Origin of the sequence: Marinobacter xestospongiae (assembly GCF_023156385.1) — a bacterium.
Classification (GTDB): Bacteria; Pseudomonadota; Gammaproteobacteria; order Pseudomonadales; family Oleiphilaceae; genus Marinobacter; species Marinobacter xestospongiae.
In genome coordinates this window covers 186880-206827 of record NZ_JAKZAK010000004.1, presented here as the reverse complement: position 1 = coordinate 206827, position 19948 = coordinate 186880, and the positions used below count along the sequence as shown (strand labels likewise).

16 protein-coding genes and 2 riboswitches are annotated in these 19948 nt (G+C 61.5%); of the genes, 12 read left to right on the top strand and 4 right to left on the bottom strand.

Features of this window, described 5'->3' with window-relative positions; genetic code table 11:
* The first annotated feature begins 153 nt into the window (after nt 1-153).
* Genes zwf through MLD24_RS04335 form a run of 3 tightly spaced genes read left to right on the top strand, consistent with a single transcriptional unit; the run spans nt 154 to nt 3010 of the window.
* A complete protein-coding gene (gene zwf, locus MLD24_RS04345) occupies nt 154-1629 on the top strand; it encodes a glucose-6-phosphate dehydrogenase (RefSeq protein WP_248164519.1) in 1476 nt (491 codons plus the stop codon).
* Nucleotides 1616-2335 (top strand): 6-phosphogluconolactonase, encoded by a 720-nt coding sequence (gene pgl / locus MLD24_RS04340; RefSeq protein ID WP_344817098.1) that lies wholly within the window; start codon nt 1616-1618, stop codon nt 2333-2335. Before zwf ends, pgl begins: the two co-directional genes overlap by 14 nt.
* An 18-nt stretch (nt 2336-2353) precedes the next feature.
* Nucleotides 2354-3010, top strand: coding sequence for a bifunctional 4-hydroxy-2-oxoglutarate aldolase/2-dehydro-3-deoxy-phosphogluconate aldolase (locus MLD24_RS04335; RefSeq protein WP_248164439.1), 657 nt, complete (start codon nt 2354-2356; stop codon nt 3008-3010).
* A 44-nt stretch (nt 3011-3054) separates the two neighbouring features.
* Here MLD24_RS04335 and pyk read toward each other — a convergent pair whose 3' ends face one another.
* Nucleotides 3055-4503, bottom strand: coding sequence for a pyruvate kinase (gene pyk / locus MLD24_RS04330; RefSeq protein WP_248164437.1), 1449 nt, complete (start codon nt 4501-4503; stop codon nt 3055-3057).
* Between the two features lie 83 nt (nt 4504-4586).
* Complete coding sequence (gene gap / locus MLD24_RS04325) at nt 4587-5591, bottom strand: type I glyceraldehyde-3-phosphate dehydrogenase (RefSeq protein ID WP_248164435.1); 1005 nt, start codon at nt 5589-5591, stop codon at nt 4587-4589.
* Nucleotides 5592-5855: 264 nt separating this feature from the next.
* Here gap and edd point away from each other — a divergent pair, with 264 nt between their 5' ends.
* The 3 genes from edd (at nt 5856) to MLD24_RS04310 (ending at nt 9303) form a co-directional block, all read left to right on the top strand.
* Entirely contained in the window at nt 5856-7691 is a 1836-nt protein-coding gene (gene edd, locus MLD24_RS04320; protein WP_248164500.1) for a phosphogluconate dehydratase, read from the top strand.
* 163 nt (nt 7692-7854) lie between these two features.
* The gene (locus MLD24_RS04315) at nt 7855-8424 is read left to right on the top strand and encodes a GNAT family N-acetyltransferase (RefSeq protein ID WP_248164432.1); all 570 of its coding nucleotides are present in this window, start codon (nt 7855-7857) and stop codon (nt 8422-8424) included.
* 41 nt (nt 8425-8465) lie between these two features.
* A riboswitch (glycine riboswitch) is annotated at nt 8466-8558 on the top strand.
* 1 nt (nt 8559) lies between these two features.
* Nucleotides 8560-8660: riboswitch (glycine riboswitch) on the top strand.
* Nucleotides 8661-8682: 22 nt separating this feature from the next.
* Nucleotides 8683-9303: a trimeric intracellular cation channel family protein gene (locus MLD24_RS04310; RefSeq protein ID WP_227171452.1), complete on the top strand. Its 621-nt coding sequence runs from the start codon at nt 8683-8685 to the stop codon at nt 9301-9303.
* 105 nt (nt 9304-9408) lie between these two features.
* Here the strand turns inward: MLD24_RS04310 and MLD24_RS04305 are convergent, their stop codons facing one another.
* On the bottom strand, nt 9409-11088 hold the full coding sequence (locus MLD24_RS04305) for an AMP-binding protein (RefSeq protein ID WP_248164430.1): 1680 nt from the start codon (nt 11086-11088) through the stop codon (nt 9409-9411).
* Nucleotides 11089-11360: 272 nt separating this feature from the next.
* Between MLD24_RS04305 and MLD24_RS04300 the strand changes: the two genes are divergently transcribed.
* Together MLD24_RS04300 and MLD24_RS04295 are read left to right on the top strand one after the other, a co-directional pair.
* Nucleotides 11361-11696 (top strand): antibiotic biosynthesis monooxygenase family protein, encoded by a 336-nt coding sequence (locus tag MLD24_RS04300; RefSeq protein ID WP_248164427.1) that lies wholly within the window; start codon nt 11361-11363, stop codon nt 11694-11696.
* Nucleotides 11693-12025, top strand: coding sequence for an SMR family transporter (locus tag MLD24_RS04295; RefSeq protein WP_227171449.1), 333 nt, complete (start codon nt 11693-11695; stop codon nt 12023-12025). The genes MLD24_RS04300 and MLD24_RS04295 overlap by 4 nt, the downstream gene beginning before the upstream one ends.
* Before the next feature lie 91 nt (nt 12026-12116).
* Here MLD24_RS04295 and ggt read toward each other — a convergent pair whose 3' ends face one another.
* The gene (ggt, locus tag MLD24_RS04290) at nt 12117-13808 is read right to left on the bottom strand and encodes a gamma-glutamyltransferase (RefSeq protein ID WP_248164495.1); all 1692 of its coding nucleotides are present in this window, start codon (nt 13806-13808) and stop codon (nt 12117-12119) included.
* 290 nt (nt 13809-14098) lie between these two features.
* On the opposite strand from ggt, the gene purU reads away from it, so the two are divergent.
* From purU to pheA, 4 genes are all read left to right on the top strand, one after another.
* Entirely contained in the window at nt 14099-14953 is an 855-nt protein-coding gene (purU, locus tag MLD24_RS04285; RefSeq protein WP_227171448.1) for a formyltetrahydrofolate deformylase, read from the top strand.
* 84 nt (nt 14954-15037) lie between these two features.
* A complete protein-coding gene (gyrA, locus tag MLD24_RS04280; RefSeq protein WP_248164425.1) occupies nt 15038-17680 on the top strand; it encodes a DNA gyrase subunit A in 2643 nt (880 codons plus the stop codon).
* Between the two features lie 85 nt (nt 17681-17765).
* Nucleotides 17766-18848: a 3-phosphoserine/phosphohydroxythreonine transaminase gene (gene serC, locus MLD24_RS04275; protein WP_227171446.1), complete on the top strand. Its 1083-nt coding sequence runs from the start codon at nt 17766-17768 to the stop codon at nt 18846-18848.
* A gap of 1 nt (nt 18849) precedes the next feature.
* Nucleotides 18850-19947 carry a prephenate dehydratase gene (gene pheA, locus MLD24_RS04270; protein WP_227171445.1) on the top strand — a complete coding sequence of 366 codons (1098 nt, stop codon included), beginning with the start codon at nt 18850-18852 and terminating at the stop codon, nt 19945-19947.
* Nucleotide 19948 lies beyond the last annotated feature (1 nt).

Genomic DNA, 19948 nt, shown 5'->3' with positions numbered 1-19948 from the left:
CTGTATTGCCGTAGTAAAGATATCACGGAATGCTTATTGCATTGGCAAAAACCGATGCAAGTGCCATTATTTGAGTAACGATACCACTACATTTGGGTAAAGTTACTACATGTGGGGCCTTCCGAAACCTCACCCAGCCAGTGCGAGGCATTCATGGAGGAGCGGATCGACACCCGTAGCGATCTGATGATCTTTGGCGGTCTGGGCGACCTGGCCCGCCGCAAGCTGTTTCCGGCGCTGTATCAGCTCGAGCGAACCGGACTACTGGCCGCCGACAGCCGGGTGCTGGTGTTGGCTCGCCGTGCCCACTCGGTGGACGATGTGCGGGAACAGCTGGCATCGGATATCAGGCGCCGGGTCCCGGACAGCAACTGGGATGACGGCGTGCTCTCGCGTCTGCTGGCGCGGGTCGACTACCTGTGCCTGGACATCAACCGGCTTGATGATTACCAGCCGTTGGTGCGCTGGCGCGGTGACTGCGAGAACGCGCTTATTGTCTACATGGCAACGCCGCCATCGCTGTACGGCGTGATCGCCCGCCAGTTGCGGGATGCCGATTGTTGCACCCGCAAGACCCGGGTGGTGGTGGAGAAACCCATCGGTCACGATCTGGAGACGTCCCGCACCATCAATCAGCAGCTGGGCGAAGTGTTCAATGAGGACCAGTTGTTCCGTATTGATCACTACCTGGGCAAGGAAACGGTGCAGAACCTGATTGCACTGCGTTTTGCCAACAACCTGTTCGCCTCCCAATGGAATCAGAATCATATTTCCCATGTGGAGATCACCGTCGCCGAGAGCGTCGGGATTGAAGGCCGCTGGGGCTATTTCGACCAGGCCGGGCAGGTCCGTGACATGATCCAGAATCACCTGCTCCAGTTACTGTGCCTGATCGCCATGGACCCGCCAGCGGACCTCTCCGCCGATAGCATCCGCGACGAGAAGGTGAAAGTGCTAAAAGCCCTCAGGCCGATCACGCCGGATCTGATCGAGAGCCACCTGGTACGAGGGCAGTACACCGCCGGTTCCAGCCAGGGCAAGGTGGTGCCGGGGTACCTGGAGGAAGAGGGCGCGGATCGCAACAGCACCACCGAAACCTTCGTTGCCCTCAAGGTGGAGATCGAGAACTGGCGCTGGGCAGGTGTGCCGTTCTACATCCGCACCGGCAAGCGACTGCCGGAGAAACTGTCCCAGATCATCATCCACTTCAAGCCGGCACCGCACTATATCTTCGATCCGGACCAGCGCCATCTGGCCAGCAACAAGCTGGTCATCCGGCTGCAGCCGGACGAGGGCATGACTCTGCAGATTCTGACCAAAGACCAGGGGCTGGATAAGGGCATGCGGTTACGCCGGGGCCCGCTTGAGCTGACCTTCTCGGAGGCTTTTCAGACCGATCGTATCCCGGAGGCCTATGAGCGGCTGTTGTGGGAAGTTATGAAAGGCAATCAGTACCTGTTCGTGCGTCGCGACGAAGTCGAGTATGCCTGGCGCTGGGTCGATGGTGTGGTGGCCAACTGGCAGGCCCATGATGATCTCCCCAAACGCTACGCCGCCGGTACCTGGGGGCCGGTGGCGGCCATTGCGCTGATTACCCGGGATGGCAGGAGCTGGTATGAAGATGCCTGATATTGCATTGCCGGATGGCGTGGATCTGGTGTCCGCCGTTGACGCCCATTCGGTGGCCAGCATTCTGGCCGAAAAGATCGCTGGTGTGCTCGCCGACCGCTTGCGAGAGCCCGGTCGGGCGAGCCTGGCGGTGTCTGGCGGCACGACCCCCATTGCGTTTTTTGAGCTGCTGGCGGAAAAGCCTCTCGACTGGTCCCGGGTGGATGTGGTGCTGGTGGATGAGCGGTGGGTGCCGGAGAGCGATCCTGCGAGCAATGCCGCCACCGTTCGGCGTTACCTGTTGCAGGGGCCTGCGGCCTCCGCGACTTTCTGGCCGTTGCGGCGGGACGGGGTGAGCCCACAGCAGGGGGCGGCACTGGCGGACCGGGCGCTGGCGTCCCTGGCCTGGCCTCTGACAGCGGTCGTGCTGGGGCTGGGGACCGATGGCCATACCGCGTCGCTGTTCCCGGATGCGCCAGAGCTTTACCGGGCTCTGGACACCGCGCGACCCGAGCGGGTGTGTGCGATGACACCGCCATCCCAGACCCAGGCGAGAGTGACACTGACGTTGCGGGCGTTGGCGGCGGCCGGTTTCCGGGCGTTGCACATTCAGGGCGGAAGCAAGGCGGAGGCGTTGCGACAGGCCTGCGAGAACCTGGATGACGTGGCGGATATGCCGATCCGGGTATTCCTGAAACTGGGGCTGCGGGTGTTCTGGAGCGCCTGACATCCATTGGAGGTATCGATGACGCAACTGTCTGAGGTCTACCGTAACCGGGTACATGCAGTATTGAATGCAGCGCCGGTGATCCCCGTCCTGACCATTCGCGATCCGGAGCAGGCTTACCCGTTGTGCAAGGCGTTGGTGAACGGTGGCATCCGGGCATTGGAGATCACCCTGCGTACCGAGCACGGCCTGCCGGCGATCCGTCAGTTGCGGCAGTCGTTGCCAGAAGTCTGGGTGGGAGCGGGGACGGTCACTACGCCAGCGCAGTATCGCGAGGTGGAGGCGGCTGGTGCCCAGTTTGTGGTGACACCGGGTTCGACTGAGGCGGTTCTGGCCTGTGGTCTAACCTCCAACGTGCCGTTGATCCCCGGTATTGCCACGGCATCGGAGCTGATGCTGGGTTATGCCCTGGGCTATCGCGAGTTCAAGTTTTTTCCTGCCGAAGTGGCCGGTGGGACGGCGGCACTGAACGCTTTTGCGGGCCCGTTTCCGGATGTGCGTTTCTGTCCGACCGGCGGCATCGATCTGGAGAATGCGGCGGATTATCTGGCGTTGGCGAACGTGCTGACGGTGGGAGGCAGTTGGCTGACGCCGCGGGAGGCGGTGGCCGCCGGCGACTGGGGTGTTATCACCGAGCTGGCGCGGAACAGCCTGGCGGCACTGCCGACGCCGTGAATGGCGTCGGCGAGCGCTGGGTTGCCATGCCTGGCAGAGGTTGCCTAGCGAACGTCCGGGCCAACCCTGACAATCTTCAGCGAGTTGGTGCCGCCCTGGGCGTCGGCATAGTCGCCCTTGGTGATGATGACCAGATCACCTTCCTTCACCACCCCCCGTGAGGTCAGTTCCGCCACCGCGCGGGCATTGGTTTCCTCGTGCGGCATGTCGGTGGAGTTGAACGGCACGGTCTGCACGCCGCGGTACAGCGATACCCGGTGCTGGGTGCTGTGGTGGCGGGAGAATGCGAAGATCGGCAGGTTTGATTTGATGCGGGACATCAGTAGCGGCGTCGCGCCGGTTTCGGTCAGGCAGATGATGGCCGCAATGCCTTCCAGATGGTTGGCGGCGTACATGGCGGACAGCGCAATGGCTTCGTCAATCCGATCCATGGTTTCGTGGATGCGGTGCTTCGACTGACGCATCGAGGGATGCTTTTCGGCGCCCATGCAGATCCGCACCATGGCTTCCACGGCTTCCCGGGGGTAGTCGCCGACAGCAGTCTCCGCCGACAGCATCACCGCATCGGTGTAGTCCATGACCGCGTTGGCGACGTCGGACACCTCGGCCCGGGTGGGCATGGGGTTCTCGATCATCGACTCCATCATCTGGGTGGCGGTGATCACCACTTTGTTGAGGGCGCGGGCGCGACCGATGATGTGCTTCTGCACCGCCACCAGTTCAGCGTCGCCGATTTCCACCGCCAGGTCGCCGCGAGCCACCATGACCGCATCCGATGCGCGGATGACGTCGTCCAGGGCGTCATCGTCGTGGGCCAGTTCGGCGCGCTCGATCTTGGCCACCAGGCCGGCGCTGGAGCCCGCCTCTTTCAGCAGCGCGCGGGCGGTGTGAAGATCGTCAGCGGTGCGTACGAACGACACCGCGACGTAGTCGGCCCCCAGTTGCGCGGCGGTGCGGATGTCCTCTTTGTCCTTGTCGGTAAGGGCGTCGGCGGAAAGGCCACCGCCCCGCTTGTTGAGCCCCTTGTTGTTGGAAAGCGGGCCGCCAATCAATACCCGGGAGCGAATGCTGTGGTCATCCACGGCTTCCACTTCCATCTCGATACGACCGTCATCCAGCACCAGGATATCGCCGGCTGCCACATCCTGGATCAATTGCTCGTAGTCAATGCCGACCCGCTCGCTGTCGCCGCTCTCCTTGTCCATGGCGGCATCCAATACAAAGCTCTGTCCGGCTTTCAGGGTGACCTTGTTGTCGGTAAAGCGTGCGATGCGCAGTTTGGGGCCCTGCAGATCCGCCAGGATGGCGGTATAGCGCCCCAGCGCTTCAGAGGCTTCGCGAACCTGGCGGGCCCGCTGGATGTGATCTTCGGCGCTGCCGTGGGAGAAGTTCAGGCGGGTGACGTCGACACCGGCTGCAATGATGGCCTGCAGCGATTCCGCGGAGTCGGTAGCGGGACCCAGGGTGGCGACAATCTTGGTGCGCCTCAGCATAGTGTGTTCCTTTCGGTGGGGTGGTATGAATGTTGTATTGGTATCACAGGTGTATGGAGTGCTACGGGTAAAAAGGCTGTCTGTCATTGTTCGGCATGGATCAGCGCCAGGGTGTTGTCCAGCATTCGGTTGGAGAAGCCCCATTCATTGTCATACCAGGCCATGACTTTTACGTGACGGCCGAGCACCCGGGTGTGGTTGCCGTCGACAATGCTCGACAGAGCGTTGTGGTTGAAATCAATGCTGACCAGAGGCTCATGGTTAAAGCCCATAATCGGGCTGGCATCCGCGGCTCGCTCAAGTAACTGGTTAATATCATCGACGTTAGTGTCTTTCAGGGCAATCAGGCTTAGGTCCACCATGGAGACATTGTTGGTGGGCACCCGCACCGCCAGGCCATCCAGACGGCCGGCCAGTTCTGGGATGATGCGCCCGATAGCGCCGGCCGCGCCAGTGCGGGTGGGGATCATCGACGCGGTGGCGGCGCGGGCGCGGTAGGCATCGCCGCCCCAGGCATCGGTGACCGGCTGATCGTGGGTAAAGGCATGGATGGTGGTCATCAGGCCGCTCTCAATGCCGACACTGTGGTGTAGGGCCTGCACCACTGGCGCCAGGCAGTTGGTGGTGCATGAGGCGCACGAAACGATGCGATGATGCTGACGCAGTTGCTGATGGTTGACGCCGTAGACCACCATGGCGTCGGCATCCTTTGACGGTGCTGAGATCAGTACCCGGTCAGCGCCGGCCTGCAGGTGGGCTGCGGCCTGGTCGCGGGCGGTAAAACGGCCGGTACACTCCAGCACAACGTCTATATTGAGGCTGTGCCATGGCAGGCTGGCGGGGTCTGTTCGGGCGGTGGTGGCGATGCGGTCGCCGTTGACGGTCAGCGATTCGGCATCTTGGTCGACCGTACCGCTGAGGTGGCCATGGATGCTGTCATGCCGGAGCAGGTGGGCCAACCCCTCTGGCGGTGCCAGATCGTTGATGGCGACGACCTGAAGGCGGTCGCGGTAACCGTTTTCGTACAGCGCCCGCAGTACATTGCGGCCGATACGTCCAAAGCCGTTAATCGCTATGCGAATGGTCATGGTGCATCTCCACGGTTGCCAGGGGACTCAGTACAGTGGAAAGATGTAGTAATTATAACAATATTTTTGCCTTGTGGCAGGTTATGTCAGCACTGGATTTTGTAAATGCAAGGTAAGTTTACAGTGGAATCATGCCGTTGAGACCGTTCGCAGAGCGCTGAGTTCCGGCATGTGCCGGTGATTGGACGGACCCGGCCAGGCATGGAAGCACATAGACCGAGAAAAGCGGAAAACGGCAATAACGGAAAGAAGCGGAGAGAGATGATGCACCGGACCGTGGAACAGGTGACCCAACGCATTACCGAACGCAGTCGCGACCTGCGGACTGACTATCTGGCACGAATGGAGGCCCAGAAGGCGGAGTCTCCCCAGCGTCAGACCCTGTCCTGTGGCAACCTGGCTCACGGCTTTGCGGCGTGCCAGCCGGCTGAGAAGGACGTACTGCGGCTGATGAACCGGGCCAACGTCGCGATCGTGTCAGCCTATAACGACATGCTTTCCGCGCACCAGCCCTATCAACGGTTTCCGCCACTGATCCGTGACGCCGCGGAAGCGATGGGATCGGTGGCCCAGTTCGCCGGCGGTACGCCAGCGATGTGTGACGGGGTAACCCAGGGCCGGCCGGGAATGGAGCTGAGCCTGTTCTCCCGCGACGTGATTGCCATGAGCACCGCTGTGGCGCTCAGTCACAACATGTTTGATGCCACGGTCCTGTTGGGCATCTGCGACAAGATCGTGCCCGGATTGTTGATCGGTGCCCTCAGTTTTGGTCATCTGCCCACGGTGCTGATTCCCTCCGGCCCGATGCCATCGGGGTTGCCGAACAAGGAGAAGCAGCGGGTACGTCAGCTGTATGCCGAGGGTAAGGCGAGCCGGGAGGAGCTGCTGGAGGTGGAGAGCCGTTCCTACCACAGCCCCGGAACCTGCACCTTCTATGGCACCGCCAACAGCAACCAGTTGCTGGTGGAGGTGATGGGGCTGCACCTGCCGGGCGCGGCCTTCTGTCCGCCAAACACGCCGTTGCGGGACGCCCTGACCCGGGCAGCGACCGAGCAGGTGATACGACTGTCGCGCCCTAATGGCGGCGAGCTGGGGCTGGCGGACATGGTGGATGAGAAAAGCATCGTCAATGCGTTGGTGGCGCTACTGGTCACCGGAGGCTCGACCAATCACACCATGCACTGGGTGGCTATCGCCCGCGCGGCTGGCATTCTGATTGACTGGCAGGATTTCGCTGACCTCTCGGCGGCCGTGCCGACGCTGACCCGGATCTATCCCAATGGCCAGGAAGATGTGAACGCGTTCCATGAAGCCGGCGGCACCCCATTCCTGATCCGCGAACTGCTGTCCGCAGGGCTGTTGCATGAGGACGTTCAAACAGTCGCGGGGCCGGGGCTGGAGCGCTATACCCGGGCCCCCCATCTGGAAGGGGAGCGCCTGGTCTGGCAGCCCGTTGCCCGGGCAACGGGGAACGACGGTGTTTTGCGGGGCTGCGACAACCCGTTTGCGCTGGACGGGGGCTTGCGACTGCTGGCGGGCAACCTGGGACGCGGCGTGATCAAGGTGTCGGCGGTGGCGCCGGACCATCACTGCGTGGAAGCGCCGGCTGTCATTTTCCACGACCAGGACGACCTTGAGCGGGCGTTCAAGGCCGGCGAGTTGGACCGGGACTGTGTGGTGGTGGTGCGTTTCCAGGGGCCGCGGGCCAACGGCATGCCGGAGCTGCATCGTCTGACGCCCTACCTGGGCGTGCTTCAGGATCGCGGCTATCGGGTAGCTCTGGTCACCGACGGCCGGATGTCCGGAGCTTCCGGCAAGGTGCCGGCGGCGATTCACGTCTATCCCGAGGCGGCTGAGGGTGGCCCCTTGGCGCTGCTGCATGAGGGCGATCTGATCCGCGTTGATGCCGGCACTGGGCAATTGTCCGTAAGTCTCAGTGAGGCCGAGCTGTCCTCGCGCCAGCCGGCAACGGCGGACCTGGCCGCTCACCATCATGGCGTTGGCCGGGATCTGTTCGGCTGGATGCGCCGCGATGCCAGCAATCCGGAGCAGGGGGCCAGCGTGTTCTGGTCGCCCGGGGCGGGCGCCGATTACAGGTAATGGACAAAACGCTCGCGTTCGAACCGGTACTGCTGATGGTAGACGCCGTTCTCCGCCCGTTTGCTCTTCTTGCGTCAGGGACCGGACTCGGTATGATGCCCGGCCCTCAACGAACTGGCCAGGGTGCCTGTCGGGCCTCAGGCAATACGGATAAGGAATCAATATGGCAACACCTGTTGAGTTGCAGACGGAGCGTTTACGGTTGCGTCAGTGGTGCTCCGGAGATCGGGAGCCTTTCGCGCGCATGAGTTCGGACCCGGAGGTGATGGCGTATTTTCCATCGCTGCTGTCGCGGGAAGACAGCGATGCCATGGCGGACCGGTGCCAGGCCCTGATCGAGCTGCGTGGCTGGGGGTTCTGGGCGCTCGAAGCCCGCGATGGCGGTGAATTTTTGGGTTTCGTGGGGCTCCATGAGCCGGCAGCGGAGTTGCCGTTCTCGCCCTGTGTCGAGATTGGCTGGCGCCTGGCCCGCGAAGCCTGGGGCAGGGGTTATGCCACCGAAGCCGCCGGTGCAGCTCTGGACTTTGCCTTTGATCAGCTTGGTCTGGCAGAGGTGGTGTCCTTCACCACCCTGGAGAATCGCCGTTCCCGCGCAGTGATGGAGCGTCTGGGGATGCGCAGTTCCGCGGATGAGAATTTTGAGCACCCGGCGGTTGCCGTGGGAAATCCGCTGCGGCCCCACTGTCTCTATCGCCTGGGTCGCGACGACTGGCGTCGTGGATCGTCAAGTTGATCAAAATCTGATCTTTTCATCGCCGCCCGAATCCGTATAATGGCGGCCTCGCAGGAGAGAGGGGTTGTACCAGCAGCCCCCGCCGAAGGCGCAAACTCCCATAAACGCTCAGGCACCGGTACTGCGACACAACCAGACACGCCGACTGGAGAGCGACTGCCAAGAGCAGTCCACCGAAGGGGCAAGCGGCCACCACGCCGCCCAAACTCTCAGGTACACAGGACAGGGGGAGAGGCACGACGACAGCAGGAGTCCTGCGTGCTCACCTATATCTATGTGATTGCCATCACAGCGGAAGCCATGTCCGGTGCCCTGGCGGCCGGACGTCGGAACATGGACATGTTCGGCGTGGCCCTGATCGCTTTTCTTACCGCTCTTGGCGGCGGTACCGTGCGGGATATCCTGCTGGGTAACTACCCGGTCAACTGGACCCAGCACCCGTCCTACATCTACCTCACCATCTCCGCTGGTTTGTTCACCATTGTGATCGCCCGCTTTATGCGTCACCTTCACCAGCTGTTCCTGATTCTCGATGCGATGGGGCTGGTGGCCTTTACCATCATCGGCTGCAATGTTGCCCTCAGTCTCAACTACAACACGCCGGTTGTGGTGATGGCGGGGATCACCACGGGCATTTTCGGCGGTATCCTGCGGGATCTGATGTGCAATCGCACCCCTCAGGTACTGCAGCATGAGCTGTATGCCAGTGTCTCGCTGCTGGTGGCGTTGCTGTATCTGTTCCTGCTGGATCGTCAGGTCGATCATGATATCAACCTGCTGGCCTCGTTCAGCGTCGGTCTGGCCCTTCGGCTGGCGGCCATTCGCTGGCAGTGTTCCCTGCCGGTGTTTTCCTATGCCCCGGAAAAATGGCAGGACTGATGGCGGGTGTCGGTCAGCCGGTACGCGTACGACATGGCAGGGCTCTGTGAAAGGATGAGAATCGCTGGAAAACTGCCCCGGCCAGGGTGGCCGGGGCGTCTGGTCTTACTCCCAGACAATCCTGCGATTCTGGTCATACCAGCCAGCCATGCGGTCGGCGTAGTGGCTTTCGATGACGTTGCGCTTGATCTTCAGGGTGGGGGTGAGCATGCCGTTCTCGATGCGCCAGGGTTCGTTGACCACCACGGCGAACGCCAGTTTTTCATGGGGCTCTGCCTCGGCGTTGACCCGGGTGAGAACCTCCGTCAGCTCACATTCCAGTTCATCGTGATTGCTGTGGGCCGCCAGCTCTTCCCGGGTTTCTTCTGACAGCAGGATCAGGGCGCAGGGTTGGGGCTGGTTGGCGCCGGCGACGCAGACGGCCTCCAGCTTGGGGTGGTTGAAGCGGCTTTCCAGTGGCACCGGCACCACGTACTTGCCCTTGGCGGTTTTGAACAGGTCCTTCACCCGGCCGGTGATGCGCAGGTAGCCGTCGCTGTCGATTTCGCCCATGTCGCCGGTCTTGAGGAAGCCGTCCTCCGTCAGGTCTTCGCGGGTTTTCTCTTCATTCCGATAGTAGCCCAGCATCTGTCCGGGGCTTTTTACCTGAACCTCACCATTGTCGCCAATACGGTGTTCGACGCCGGGATTCGCTACACCAACAGTGCCCACGCGGGTCTGGCCAGGACGGTTGCTGTGGGAGTAGCCGAAGTTCTCAGACATGCCGTACACCTCCAGCAGCTCCAGCCCCAGGTTGCGGTACCAGGCAATAATTTCCGGCGACAGCGGTGCAGCGCCGGTCAGGGCGGCCCGGCAGTGATTCAGGCCGAGCTGGGTCAGCACCTTCTTCTTTACCAGGCGGTTGACCAGGGGCAGGTTGAACAGCAGTTTCTGTTTGCCGGGTGAGAGCTTTTCATTGATCGCCAGATAGAACTTCATCCACAGTCGTGGCACCGAGAAGAACAGGGTGGGGCGTGCCCGTTGCAGGTCTTCCTGGAAGCTCTCCAGGGAATTGGCGAAGTACAGGTGGAAGCCATAGAACAGCGACAGGTTCTCCACCGCGGCCCGCTCGGCGACGTGGGCTAGTGGCAGGTAAGACAGCATGCGGTCGTCCTGGTTGACCGGGAACAGCTGCTTGAGACCATCCGCCACGGAGATCAGAGACTGGAAACTGTGCATCACGCCTTTGGGCCGGCCGGTGCTGCCCGAGGTGTAGACAATGGTGGCCAGGTCCGTTGGTGACGGAGAGTGCATGGGCTGCGGTGCGGTATTGGCCACGATGTCGGTCCACTGCGGTGTATCCCGGCGAGGAGACATGGGCAGGGAGATCAGTGGCAGATCGACCGGCAGAATGTCCTTGATATCGTTCCAGCCATCCACGGTGCCGTCCATTTTGCCGAGGAACAGCAGGCGAGCTTCGCTGTGCTCCAGAATGTAGGCGGCGGTGTCGCCATTGAGGGTGGGGTACAGGGGAACGGAGACGTGTCCGGCGGCCCAGATGGCCAGATCGGCCAGCACCCAGTGGGCGCTGTTGCGGCCCAGAAGGGCAACGTTGCTGTGCTCCGGAATGTTCAGACTGCGCAGGTGGGCTGCCATTCTGGCGACCTGGTCGGCGGCTTCGCCCCAGGTGATGTCCTGGGTACTGCCGTCCGGGAACGGCTGGGTCAGGTAGACCCGGTCGGGCGTTTTCTGGGCCCAGTAACTCAGACAGTGGAGAGACGTGCTGGGGTGTGTTGCGGCGTTCATGGAGTGGACTCCTTTATTATTGTTCAAGGCGGTATCGGCCAAAAGTTGTTCGCTCGCCAAAGCTATCATAGCCGTTGCGGTATCCTGGGGCGATAGCCTTGGCGCTCCGGGCAATTGGCCGTTTATGACACGCCGGCGGGGCTCGCCAGCGCCGGCGGTACTTACCCCGATTCCCTGTCGCCGGTCTGATCTCTATACTCTCACGCTCCCCACCTGGAATCCCGTCGCCTGTTGAGGTGCGGTTTTCTGATCGAAGGTATTGGAGTCTGACAATGGCAGAGATTGCAACAACACCCGTGCCTCCCTATTACACGGTCATCTTCACCTCCCTGCGTACGTCCGACGATGACGGCTATGGTGAAATGGCGGTCAGGATGGTTGAGTTGGCGCAGCAGCAGGAAGGCTTTCTCGGTATCGAGTCGGCCCGCGAGGAGGTCGGTATCACGGTTTCCTACTGGCGAGATCTGGAATCGATTCGGCGCTGGAAGGCCCAGGTTGAACATCGCGAGGCTCAGCGGCTGGGGCGAAGTCAGTGGTATGCCGATTATCGGGTCCGGGTTGCCCGGGTCGAGCGCGATTATGGTCCTGAATCCGGAGGCGTGGCGTGAATAACTGGGTGTTGCTGATTGCCGCCATTGGTGCTGAGGTGGTGGCGACTTCGGCCCTCAAGGCCAGCGATGGTTTTTCCCGGCTGTGGCCGTCGGTGCTGGTGGTGGTGGGCTATGGTCTGGCCTTTTACCTGCTGGCGCTGACCCTGCGCTCCATTCCCGTCGGTGTGGCCTATGCCATCTGGTCCGGCGTCGGTGTGGTGGCGATTGCGCTGATTGGCTGGCTGGTGTTTGGCCAGAAACTGGACGCGCCGGCGGTGATTGGTATGGGGTTGATCGTTGCCGGGGTGCTGGTGATGAATGGCATGTCCCGGACGGTCGGACACTAGTCTGCCGACTCTTGTCTGGGAAAGAAATTTTGGAAGTTTTATAAGAAAGGCGGGCGTGGTGCCCGCCTTTCTGTTTGTGTGTTTTAAAGTCCTAGAATCCCTGGGCTGAGGACGTACTGCGGCGCGGATCGGCGCCACCATACAGCATGCCATCCTCACCCACGGCAATGCTCTGGATTGCCCCCATGGCGCTGCGGGTTTCCACGGTGTGGCCCATACCTTCCAGTAAACGAATGGTGTCCGGGCTGATGCCGTTCTCAATGCGGATCTCATCCGGCAGCCACTGGTGATGGATGCGAGGCGCTGCCACCGCAGACTGGATGTTCATGCCATGGTCGATCACGTTCATCAGTACCTGCAGTGTGGTGGTGATGATGCGGGAGCCTCCGGGGCTGCCGGTGACCAGCACATTACGGCCGTCTTTGCGGACAATGGTTGGCGACATCGAGCTGAGCATGCGCTTGCCGGGCTCGATCTTGTTGGCTTCGCCGCCAATCAGGCCGTAGGCATTGGGTACGCCGGGTTTGGCGCTGAAGTCGTCCATCTCGTTGTTGAGCAGGAAGCCGGCACCGGTCACGGTGATGCCTGAGCCATAACTGAAGTTGATGGTGTAGGTGTTGGAAACGGCGTTACCCCAGCGATCAACAATGGAGAAGTGGGTTGTTTCGTTGCTCTCGTATCCGGCTGGATCACCGGCGCGGATGTCCACCGAGGGGCGGGCCTGGTCCGGATCGATGCCGTCGCGGAGGTGTTCGGCGTAGGCTTTGTCGGTGAGGCCCGCCAGTGGGACCTCAACAAAGTCGGTGTCGCCCAGGTACTCGGAGCGATCGGCATAGGCCAGTTTCATCGCCTCGGCCATCAGGTGGATGGTCTGGGCGGAGTTGTGGCCATACTCGCCAATCGGGTAACCCTCAAGGATGTTGAGGATCTGGACGATGTGGGTGCCGCCGGATGAGGGTGGTGACATGGAGTAGACGTCGTAGCCCCGGTAGTTGCCGTGGATGGGCTGGCGGATGGCCGGCTGGTAGTTTTTCAGGTCTTCCAGGGTAATGAGGCCATCATTCTGCTCCATCTCGTCTACGATCAGCTGCGCGGTTTCACCCTCGTAGAAGCCCTTGATGCCCTGATCGGCGATGCGTTGCAGGGTGGCGGCGAGATCGGGTTGGCGGAAGCGTTCACCAGGCTGGTAGGCGCTGCCATCCTCCTTGTAGAACTTGGCCTTGCTGGCGGGCCAGGGCTCCAGGCGGTCGCGGGCGCTTTCCAGGCCGTGGCTGAAGCGGGGCGGCACAACGAAACCTTCCCGTGCGAGCTGTATGGCCGGTGCCAGTGCCTGTTTCAGGCTGAGGGTGCCGTGGCGCTCCAGGGCCATGGCCAGGCCGGCGACTGTGCCGGGCACGCCAGCGGCCTTGTGGGTGAAGCGGCTGCGGTTCTGGACGACGTTGCCGTCGCTGTCCTGATACATGGTTTCGGTGGCGGCCGCCGGTGCGGTTTCGCGGTAGTCGATGGCCGTTACCGGGCTCTGGTCGCCAGGGGCAATCAGCATGAAACCGCCGCCTCCGATGTTACCGGAGCGGGGTTGGGTGACCGCCAGGGCGAAGCCAGCGGTGACCGCGGCGTCGATGGCGTTGCCGCCGTCCTTGAGAACCTGCAGGGCGACGTCGGTTGCCAGGGTATGGCTGGTGGCTACCATTCCGTTGCGACCTTCGCTGGGGTGATGGCGCTCGCCCTCCAGAATGGCGGCAGCAGTGGCGGATTGCCAGGGCTGGGCCAGCACTGCCGGCATCAGGCAGAGCAGGAACAGCGGGCGTCGAAAGTGTCTGAGCATGGTGTCGTCCTTGTTGCTTTTCTTGGTTGAAGCCAGTTTCCCCGGCTGGCGTTGCTTTGCGGGGCGGCCGGCTCATTAAGATGGCCCAGGCTATCGGGTGGCGCAACTGTCGGAAGGTTGGATAGATTGCCCCGGATTTGGCGCTGCCTTCGTTTCTTGCCGCCAGATACGCTATGATAGCCGGTCACTTTTCCGGGTTGGCCTGTCTGGCGAACCCGCTTTCCCAGGTTTTTAAAGGAAAGGCCCTCATGGAGCATACCTATCGTCTTGTGATTTCCTGCCCCGATCGGGTAGGCATTGTTGCCAAGGTCAGTAACTTCCTGTCGACCTACAACGGCTGGATTACCGAGGCCAGCCATCACTCTGACATCCAGACCGGCTGGTTCTTCATGCGCCACGAAATCAAGGCCAGCTCCATTCCCTTCGGGCTGGACCAGTTCCGGGCTGCGTTTGAGCCGATCGCCCGCGAATTTGACATGCGCTGGCAGGTGGCGGACTCCGCCCAGCCCAAGCGGGTGGTGTTGATGTGCAGCAAGGAGTCCCATTGCCTGGCGGACCTGCTGCATCGCTGGCACAGCAAAGAGCTGAACTGCGAAGTGGTGGGGGTGATCTCCAACCACGAAGATCTGCGCCGGATGGTGGAGTGGTACGACATTCCCTATCACCACGTGCCGGTATCCCGGGACAACAAGGCCGAAGCCTTTGCCCAGATCGGTGAGTTGATCGACAGCTACCAGACTGACGTGGTGGTGCTGGCGCGTTACATGCAGATCCTGCCGCCGGACCTGTGCGAGCGTTACGCCGGCAAGGTGATCAACATTCACCACAGCTTCCTGCCGTCGTTCGCCGGGGCCCGCCCCTATCACCAGGCCTACAGTCGGGGGGTGAAACTGATCGGTGCAACCTGCCATTACGTCACCCAGGATCTGGACGAAGGTCCGATCATCGAACAGGACGTGATTCGCATTACCCACAGCGATTCCATCGACGACATGGTGCGCCTGGGTCGGGATGTGGAGAAGAACGTACTGGCCCGAGGCCTGCGTTCCCACATTGAGGACCGGGTGATTACCTATGAAAACAAGACGGTGGTTTTCGACTGAGTCCAGGGGCCGAATGTGGTAATATCGGCCGCTTGTTGAAAACGATTCTCACGACTTCCAGTAAACGCAAAGGAACCTTTCTCGATGGGTGAATTAGCCAAAGAGATCCTGCCGGTCAACATAGAAGACGAACTGAAGCAGTCCTACCTTGATTACGCCATGAGCGTCATCGTCGGTCGGGCGCTGCCGGATGTTCGAGACGGTCTCAAGCCTGTGCACCGGCGTGTGCTGTTCGCCATGTCGGAACTGGGCAACGACTGGAACAAGGCCTACAAGAAATCCGCCCGTGTGGTGGGTGACGTGATCGGTAAGTACCACCCCCACGGTGACTCTGCGGTTTACGACACCATCGTGCGTATGGCTCAGCCCTTCTCGCTGCGTTACCCGCTGGTGGATGGTCAGGGCAACTTCGGTTCCATTGACGGCGACAACGCCGCTGCCATGCGTTACACCGAAATCCGCATGGAGAAGATCGCCCACTCGCTGCTGGCGGATCTGGACAAGGAAACCGTCGACTACGTGCCCAACTACGACGGCACCGAGCAGATTCCCGAGGTACTGCCAACGCGGGTACCCAACCTGCTGGTCAACGGCTCCTCCGGTATTGCGGTGGGCATGGCCACCAACATCCCGCCGCACAACCTGACCGAAGTGGTCAACGGCTGTCTGGCGCTGATTGATGACCCGGACCTGACTGTCGACGACCTGATGGAGTACATCCCAGGCCCGGACTTCCCCACCCAGGGCATCATCAACGGTCGTGCCGGCATTGTTGAGGCCTACCGCACCGGTCGTGGCCGTATCTACATCCGTGCCCGCCATGAGATCGAGCACGACAAGAAGACCGGCCGTGACGCCATCATCATCACCGAGCTGCCTTACCAGCTGAACAAGGCGCGGCTGATTGAAAAGATCGCCGAGCTGGTGAAAGAGAAGAAGATCGAGGGCATCTCCGAACTGCGGGATGAGTCCAACAAGGAAGGTATCCGGGTGGTAATTGAGTTGCGCCGCAACGAGAACCCGGACGTGGTGATCAACAACCTGTTCGCCCAGACCCAGCTGGAAACCGTGTTCGGGATCAATACCGTGGCACTGGTGAACGGCGAGCCCAAGGTTTTGAACCTGAAAGAGCTGCTGGATGCGTTCCTGCGTCACCGTCGTGAAGTGGTGACCCGCAGAACCATCTACGAGCTGCGCAAGGCCCGTGAACGTGGCCACATCCTGGAAGGCCTGGCCGTAGCACTGGCCAACATCGATGAGATCATCGAGCTGATCAAGGCGTCGCCGTCTGCCGCCGAGGCCAAAGAGAAGCTGATGAACCAGGGGTGGGTGCCGGGCGACGTTATGGCGATGCTGGAGCGTGCCGGTGAAGACGCCTGCCGCCCCGACGATCTGCCGGAAATCTATGGCATCCGCGATGGGCTGTATCACCTGTCTCCGGAGCAGGCCCAGGCGATCCTGGATCTGCGCCTGCATCGCCTGACCGGTCTGGAGACCGAGAAACTTCAGAACGAGTACCGCGACATTCTCGACAAGATTGCCGACCTGCTGGACATCCTGGGCAATCCTGAGCGCCTGCTGCAGGTGATTCGCGACGAACTGACGGCGGTGGTGGACGAGTACGGCGACGACCGTCGCACCGAGATCACCAGCTCCCGTCGTGACCTGACCATTGCTGACCTGATTGACGAGGAAGACCTGGTGGTGACCATCTCTCACGGTGGTTACGCCAAGACCCAGGCCGTGACCGATTATCAGGCCCAGCGCCGCGGTGGTCGTGGCAAGGCCGCGACGTCGATGAAGGAAGAGGATTTCGTCGAGAAGCTGCTGGTAGCCAACTCCCACGACACCATTCTGTGTTTCTCCAACCGGGGTAAGGTTTACTGGCTGCGGGTGTTTGAGATTCCCCGGGCCAGCCGCGCCTCCCGTGGACGTCCAATGGTCAATATCCTGCCGCTGGATGAGGGGGAGCGGATCACCACCTTCCTGCCAGTGCGTGACTATCCGGAAGAGCACTATGTGCTGATGGCCACCTCCCATGGTGTGGTCAAGAAAACGCCATTGCCGAACTTCTCCCGTCCTCGCAGCAGCGGCCTGATTGCCCTGAACCTGGACGAAGGGGATACCCTGATTGGCGCCGCCATTACCGAAGGCGATGCCGAGGTCATGCTGTTCTCCAGCGCCGGCAAGGCGGTGCGCTTCAATGAGGAAGCGGTGCGCCCAATGAGCCGGACCGCCCGCGGCGTCCGCGGTATCAAACTGCCGGAAGGCCACCAGGTGGTGTCACTGATCATCCCTCAGTCGGATGACGGGGTGATTCTGACCGCCAGTGAAAACGGCTACGGCAAGCGCACCACCATTGACGAGTTCCCGACCTACAGTCGTGGCAGTCAGGGCGTGATTGCCATGCAGTGTTCGGAGCGGAACGGCAACCTGGTGACCGCACTGCAACTGTTTGACGGTGACGAGATGATGCTGATCTCCGACAAGGGCACCCTGGTGCGCACGCGGACAGACGAAGTCTCGATCCTCAGCCGTAACACCCAAGGGGTTCGTCTGATCAAGTTGTCTCAGGAAGATGAGCGCCTGGTGGGCGTTGAGCGCATTGCCGAGGGCGACGACGAAGCGGTCGCAGATGGCGAAGACGGGGCGGAGTCGGCGCCAGTTGAACCTGGTGAGGCAGCAGCGCCAGAGGCCGGAGACCAAGAGGATGGCGGCGACGAGTAAGCCGTCGCTTAGCCCCGGCGGGCCCTGAAAGGGTCTGGCCGGGGTCCGAATAACCGAACAGACACCATTGAGAGATCCACAGAGCATGAGCAGGGCGTTTAACTTTTGTGCGGGTCCGGCAACCTTGCCGGAAGCGGTGCTGAAGCAGGCACAGGACGAGATGCTGGATTGGCGCGGTAGCGGCATGTCGGTGATGGAAATGAGTCACCGCAGTGAGGCCTTTATCGAGATCGCCGAGACCGCGGAGCAGGATCTGCGCGAGCTTGCTGGCATCTCTGATGACTATGCGGTTCTGTTCATGCAGGGCGGTGCCAGCAGTCAGTTCTCGGCGATCCCGTTGAACCTGCTGGGCGATCGCACCAGTGCTGACTACATCAACACCGGCATCTGGTCCAAGAAGGCGATTGCCGAAGCCGCCCGTTATGCCGACGTTAATGTTGCCGCCAGCTCGTCAGACCAGGGTTTCAGTACCGTGCCCGACCCGTCCACCTGGAACACTCGTGCGGATGCGGCTTACCTGCATTACACCCCCAATGAGACCATCGGCGGCGTGGAGTACGATTTCATTCCGGAGTGTGGCGATGTACCGCTGGTTGCCGACCTGTCGTCCACCATCCTGTCCCGTCCGCTGGATGTATCCCGCTTTGGCCTGATCTACGCTGGCGCCCAGAAGAACATCGGGCCATCCGGCCTGGTGGTGATCATCGTGCGTAAGGACCTGTTGGGCAAGGCCCGTCCGGAAACGCCCACCATGCTTAACTATCAGGTGATTGCGGATAACGGCTCGATGTACAACACCCCGGCGACCTATTCCTGGTACCTGGCCGGCCTGGTGTTCAAGTGGCTGAAAGAGCAGGGCGGTGTGGCTGCAATGGGTGAGCTGAATGAACGCAAGGCCCGCAAGCTGTACGACTTTATTGACGCCAACGAGTTCTATGCCAACCCGGTCGATCCCCGTTACCGTTCCTGGATGAACGTGCCGTTCACTCTGGCGGATGACGCGCTGAATGCCGATTTCCTCAAAGGGGCTGACGAGCGCGGTCTGCTCAATCTGAAGGGCCACCGCTCGGTTGGCGGCATGCGCGCGAGCCTCTACAACGCCATGCCGGAAGCCGGTGTGGACGCCCTGATCGACTACATGGCGAGCTTCGCCAGGGAGCGAGGCTGATATGAGCGACGAGCAGATCCGGTTGGGTGAGCTGCGGGACCAGATCGACAGTCTCGACCAGCAGATCATGGACCTGGTAAGCGCTCGCGCCCGCTGCGCCCAGGAAGTGGCTGAGGTCAAAATGGCTCACAACCCGGGGCAGGACGTGTTTTTCTACCGTCCGGAGCGCGAAGCCCAGGTGTTGCGACGGATCAAAGAAACCAACCCGGGCCCGTTGTCTGACGAAGAGATGGCACGGCTGTTCCGGGAAATCATGTCGGCCTGCCTGGCGCTGGAGAAGCCGATGCACATCGCCTTCCTGGGGCCGGTGGGCACCTTCACCCAGGCCGCAGCGCTCAAGCATTTTGGTCACTCCGTGGTCAGCGTGCCACTGCCTGCCATTGATGCGGTGTTCCGTGAGGTGGAGTCCGGTTCTGCTCACTATGGGGTAGTGCCGGTGGAAAACTCCACCGAGGGCATGATCAACCACACCCTCGACATGTTCATGTCGTCGCCGTTGAAAATCTGTGGTGAAGTGCAGCTCCGCATTCACCACCACCTGTTGTGCTCGCCGGAGAACCGGGACCAGGAAATTACCCGGATCTACTCCCACCAGCAGTCTTTTGCCCAGTGTCGCCAGTGGCTGGACGCCCATCGCTATGGCATTGAGCGGGTCGCGGTCAGCAGTAATGCCGAGGCTGCCCGTCGGGCGGCAGAGGAGCCGGGTACTGCGGCCATCGCCGGTGATATGGCCGGCGAGCTGTACGGCCTGGACGTGGTGGCTGCCAAGATCGAGGACCGCCCGGACAACACCACCCGGTTCCTGATTGTCGGTCGGGAAGAAGTCGGGCCCAGCGGTCAGGACAAGTCGTCCATCCTGGTGTCGATGCGCAACAAGCCGGGCGCGCTCTACCAGCTGCTGGAACCGTTCCACCGCAATGGCTTGAGCCTGACCCGGATCGAGACCCGGCCGTCCCCCAGTGGAACCTGGGCCTACGTGTTCTATATCGATTTTGAAGGCCACATGGACGATGACCTGATCAGCAAGGTGTTATCCGAAGTGGAAGCCGAAGCGGTCGAGCTCAAGCGCTTGGGTTCCTATCCCATCGGCGTTCTGTAAT

Coding starts and splice junctions, on each gene's coding strand:
- MLD24_RS04300 (WP_248164427.1), top strand. CDS start 11,361: ATGGCAGAGATTGCAACAACACCCGTGCCTCCCTATTACACGGTCATC.
- gyrA (WP_248164425.1), top strand. CDS start 15,038: ATGGGTGAATTAGCCAAAGAGATCCTGCCGGTCAACATAGAAGACGAA.
- serC (WP_227171446.1), top strand. CDS start 17,766: ATGAGCAGGGCGTTTAACTTTTGTGCGGGTCCGGCAACCTTGCCGGAA.
- pyk (WP_248164437.1), bottom strand. CDS start 4,503: ATGCTGAGGCGCACCAAGATTGTCGCCACCCTGGGTCCCGCTACCGAC.
- MLD24_RS04305 (WP_248164430.1), bottom strand. CDS start 11,088: ATGAACGCCGCAACACACCCCAGCACGTCTCTCCACTGTCTGAGTTAC.
- purU (WP_227171448.1), top strand. CDS start 14,099: ATGGAGCATACCTATCGTCTTGTGATTTCCTGCCCCGATCGGGTAGGC.
- MLD24_RS04335 (WP_248164439.1), top strand. CDS start 2,354: ATGACGCAACTGTCTGAGGTCTACCGTAACCGGGTACATGCAGTATTG.
- zwf (WP_248164519.1), top strand. CDS start 154: ATGGAGGAGCGGATCGACACCCGTAGCGATCTGATGATCTTTGGCGGT.
- MLD24_RS04315 (WP_248164432.1), top strand. CDS start 7,855: ATGGCAACACCTGTTGAGTTGCAGACGGAGCGTTTACGGTTGCGTCAG.
- pgl (WP_344817098.1), top strand. CDS start 1,616: ATGAAGATGCCTGATATTGCATTGCCGGATGGCGTGGATCTGGTGTCC.
- edd (WP_248164500.1), top strand. CDS start 5,856: ATGCACCGGACCGTGGAACAGGTGACCCAACGCATTACCGAACGCAGT.
- pheA (WP_227171445.1), top strand. CDS start 18,850: ATGAGCGACGAGCAGATCCGGTTGGGTGAGCTGCGGGACCAGATCGAC.
- ggt (WP_248164495.1), bottom strand. CDS start 13,808: ATGCCGGCAGTGCTGGCCCAGCCCTGGCAATCCGCCACTGCTGCCGCC.
- gap (WP_248164435.1), bottom strand. CDS start 5,591: ATGACCATTCGCATAGCGATTAACGGCTTTGGACGTATCGGCCGCAAT.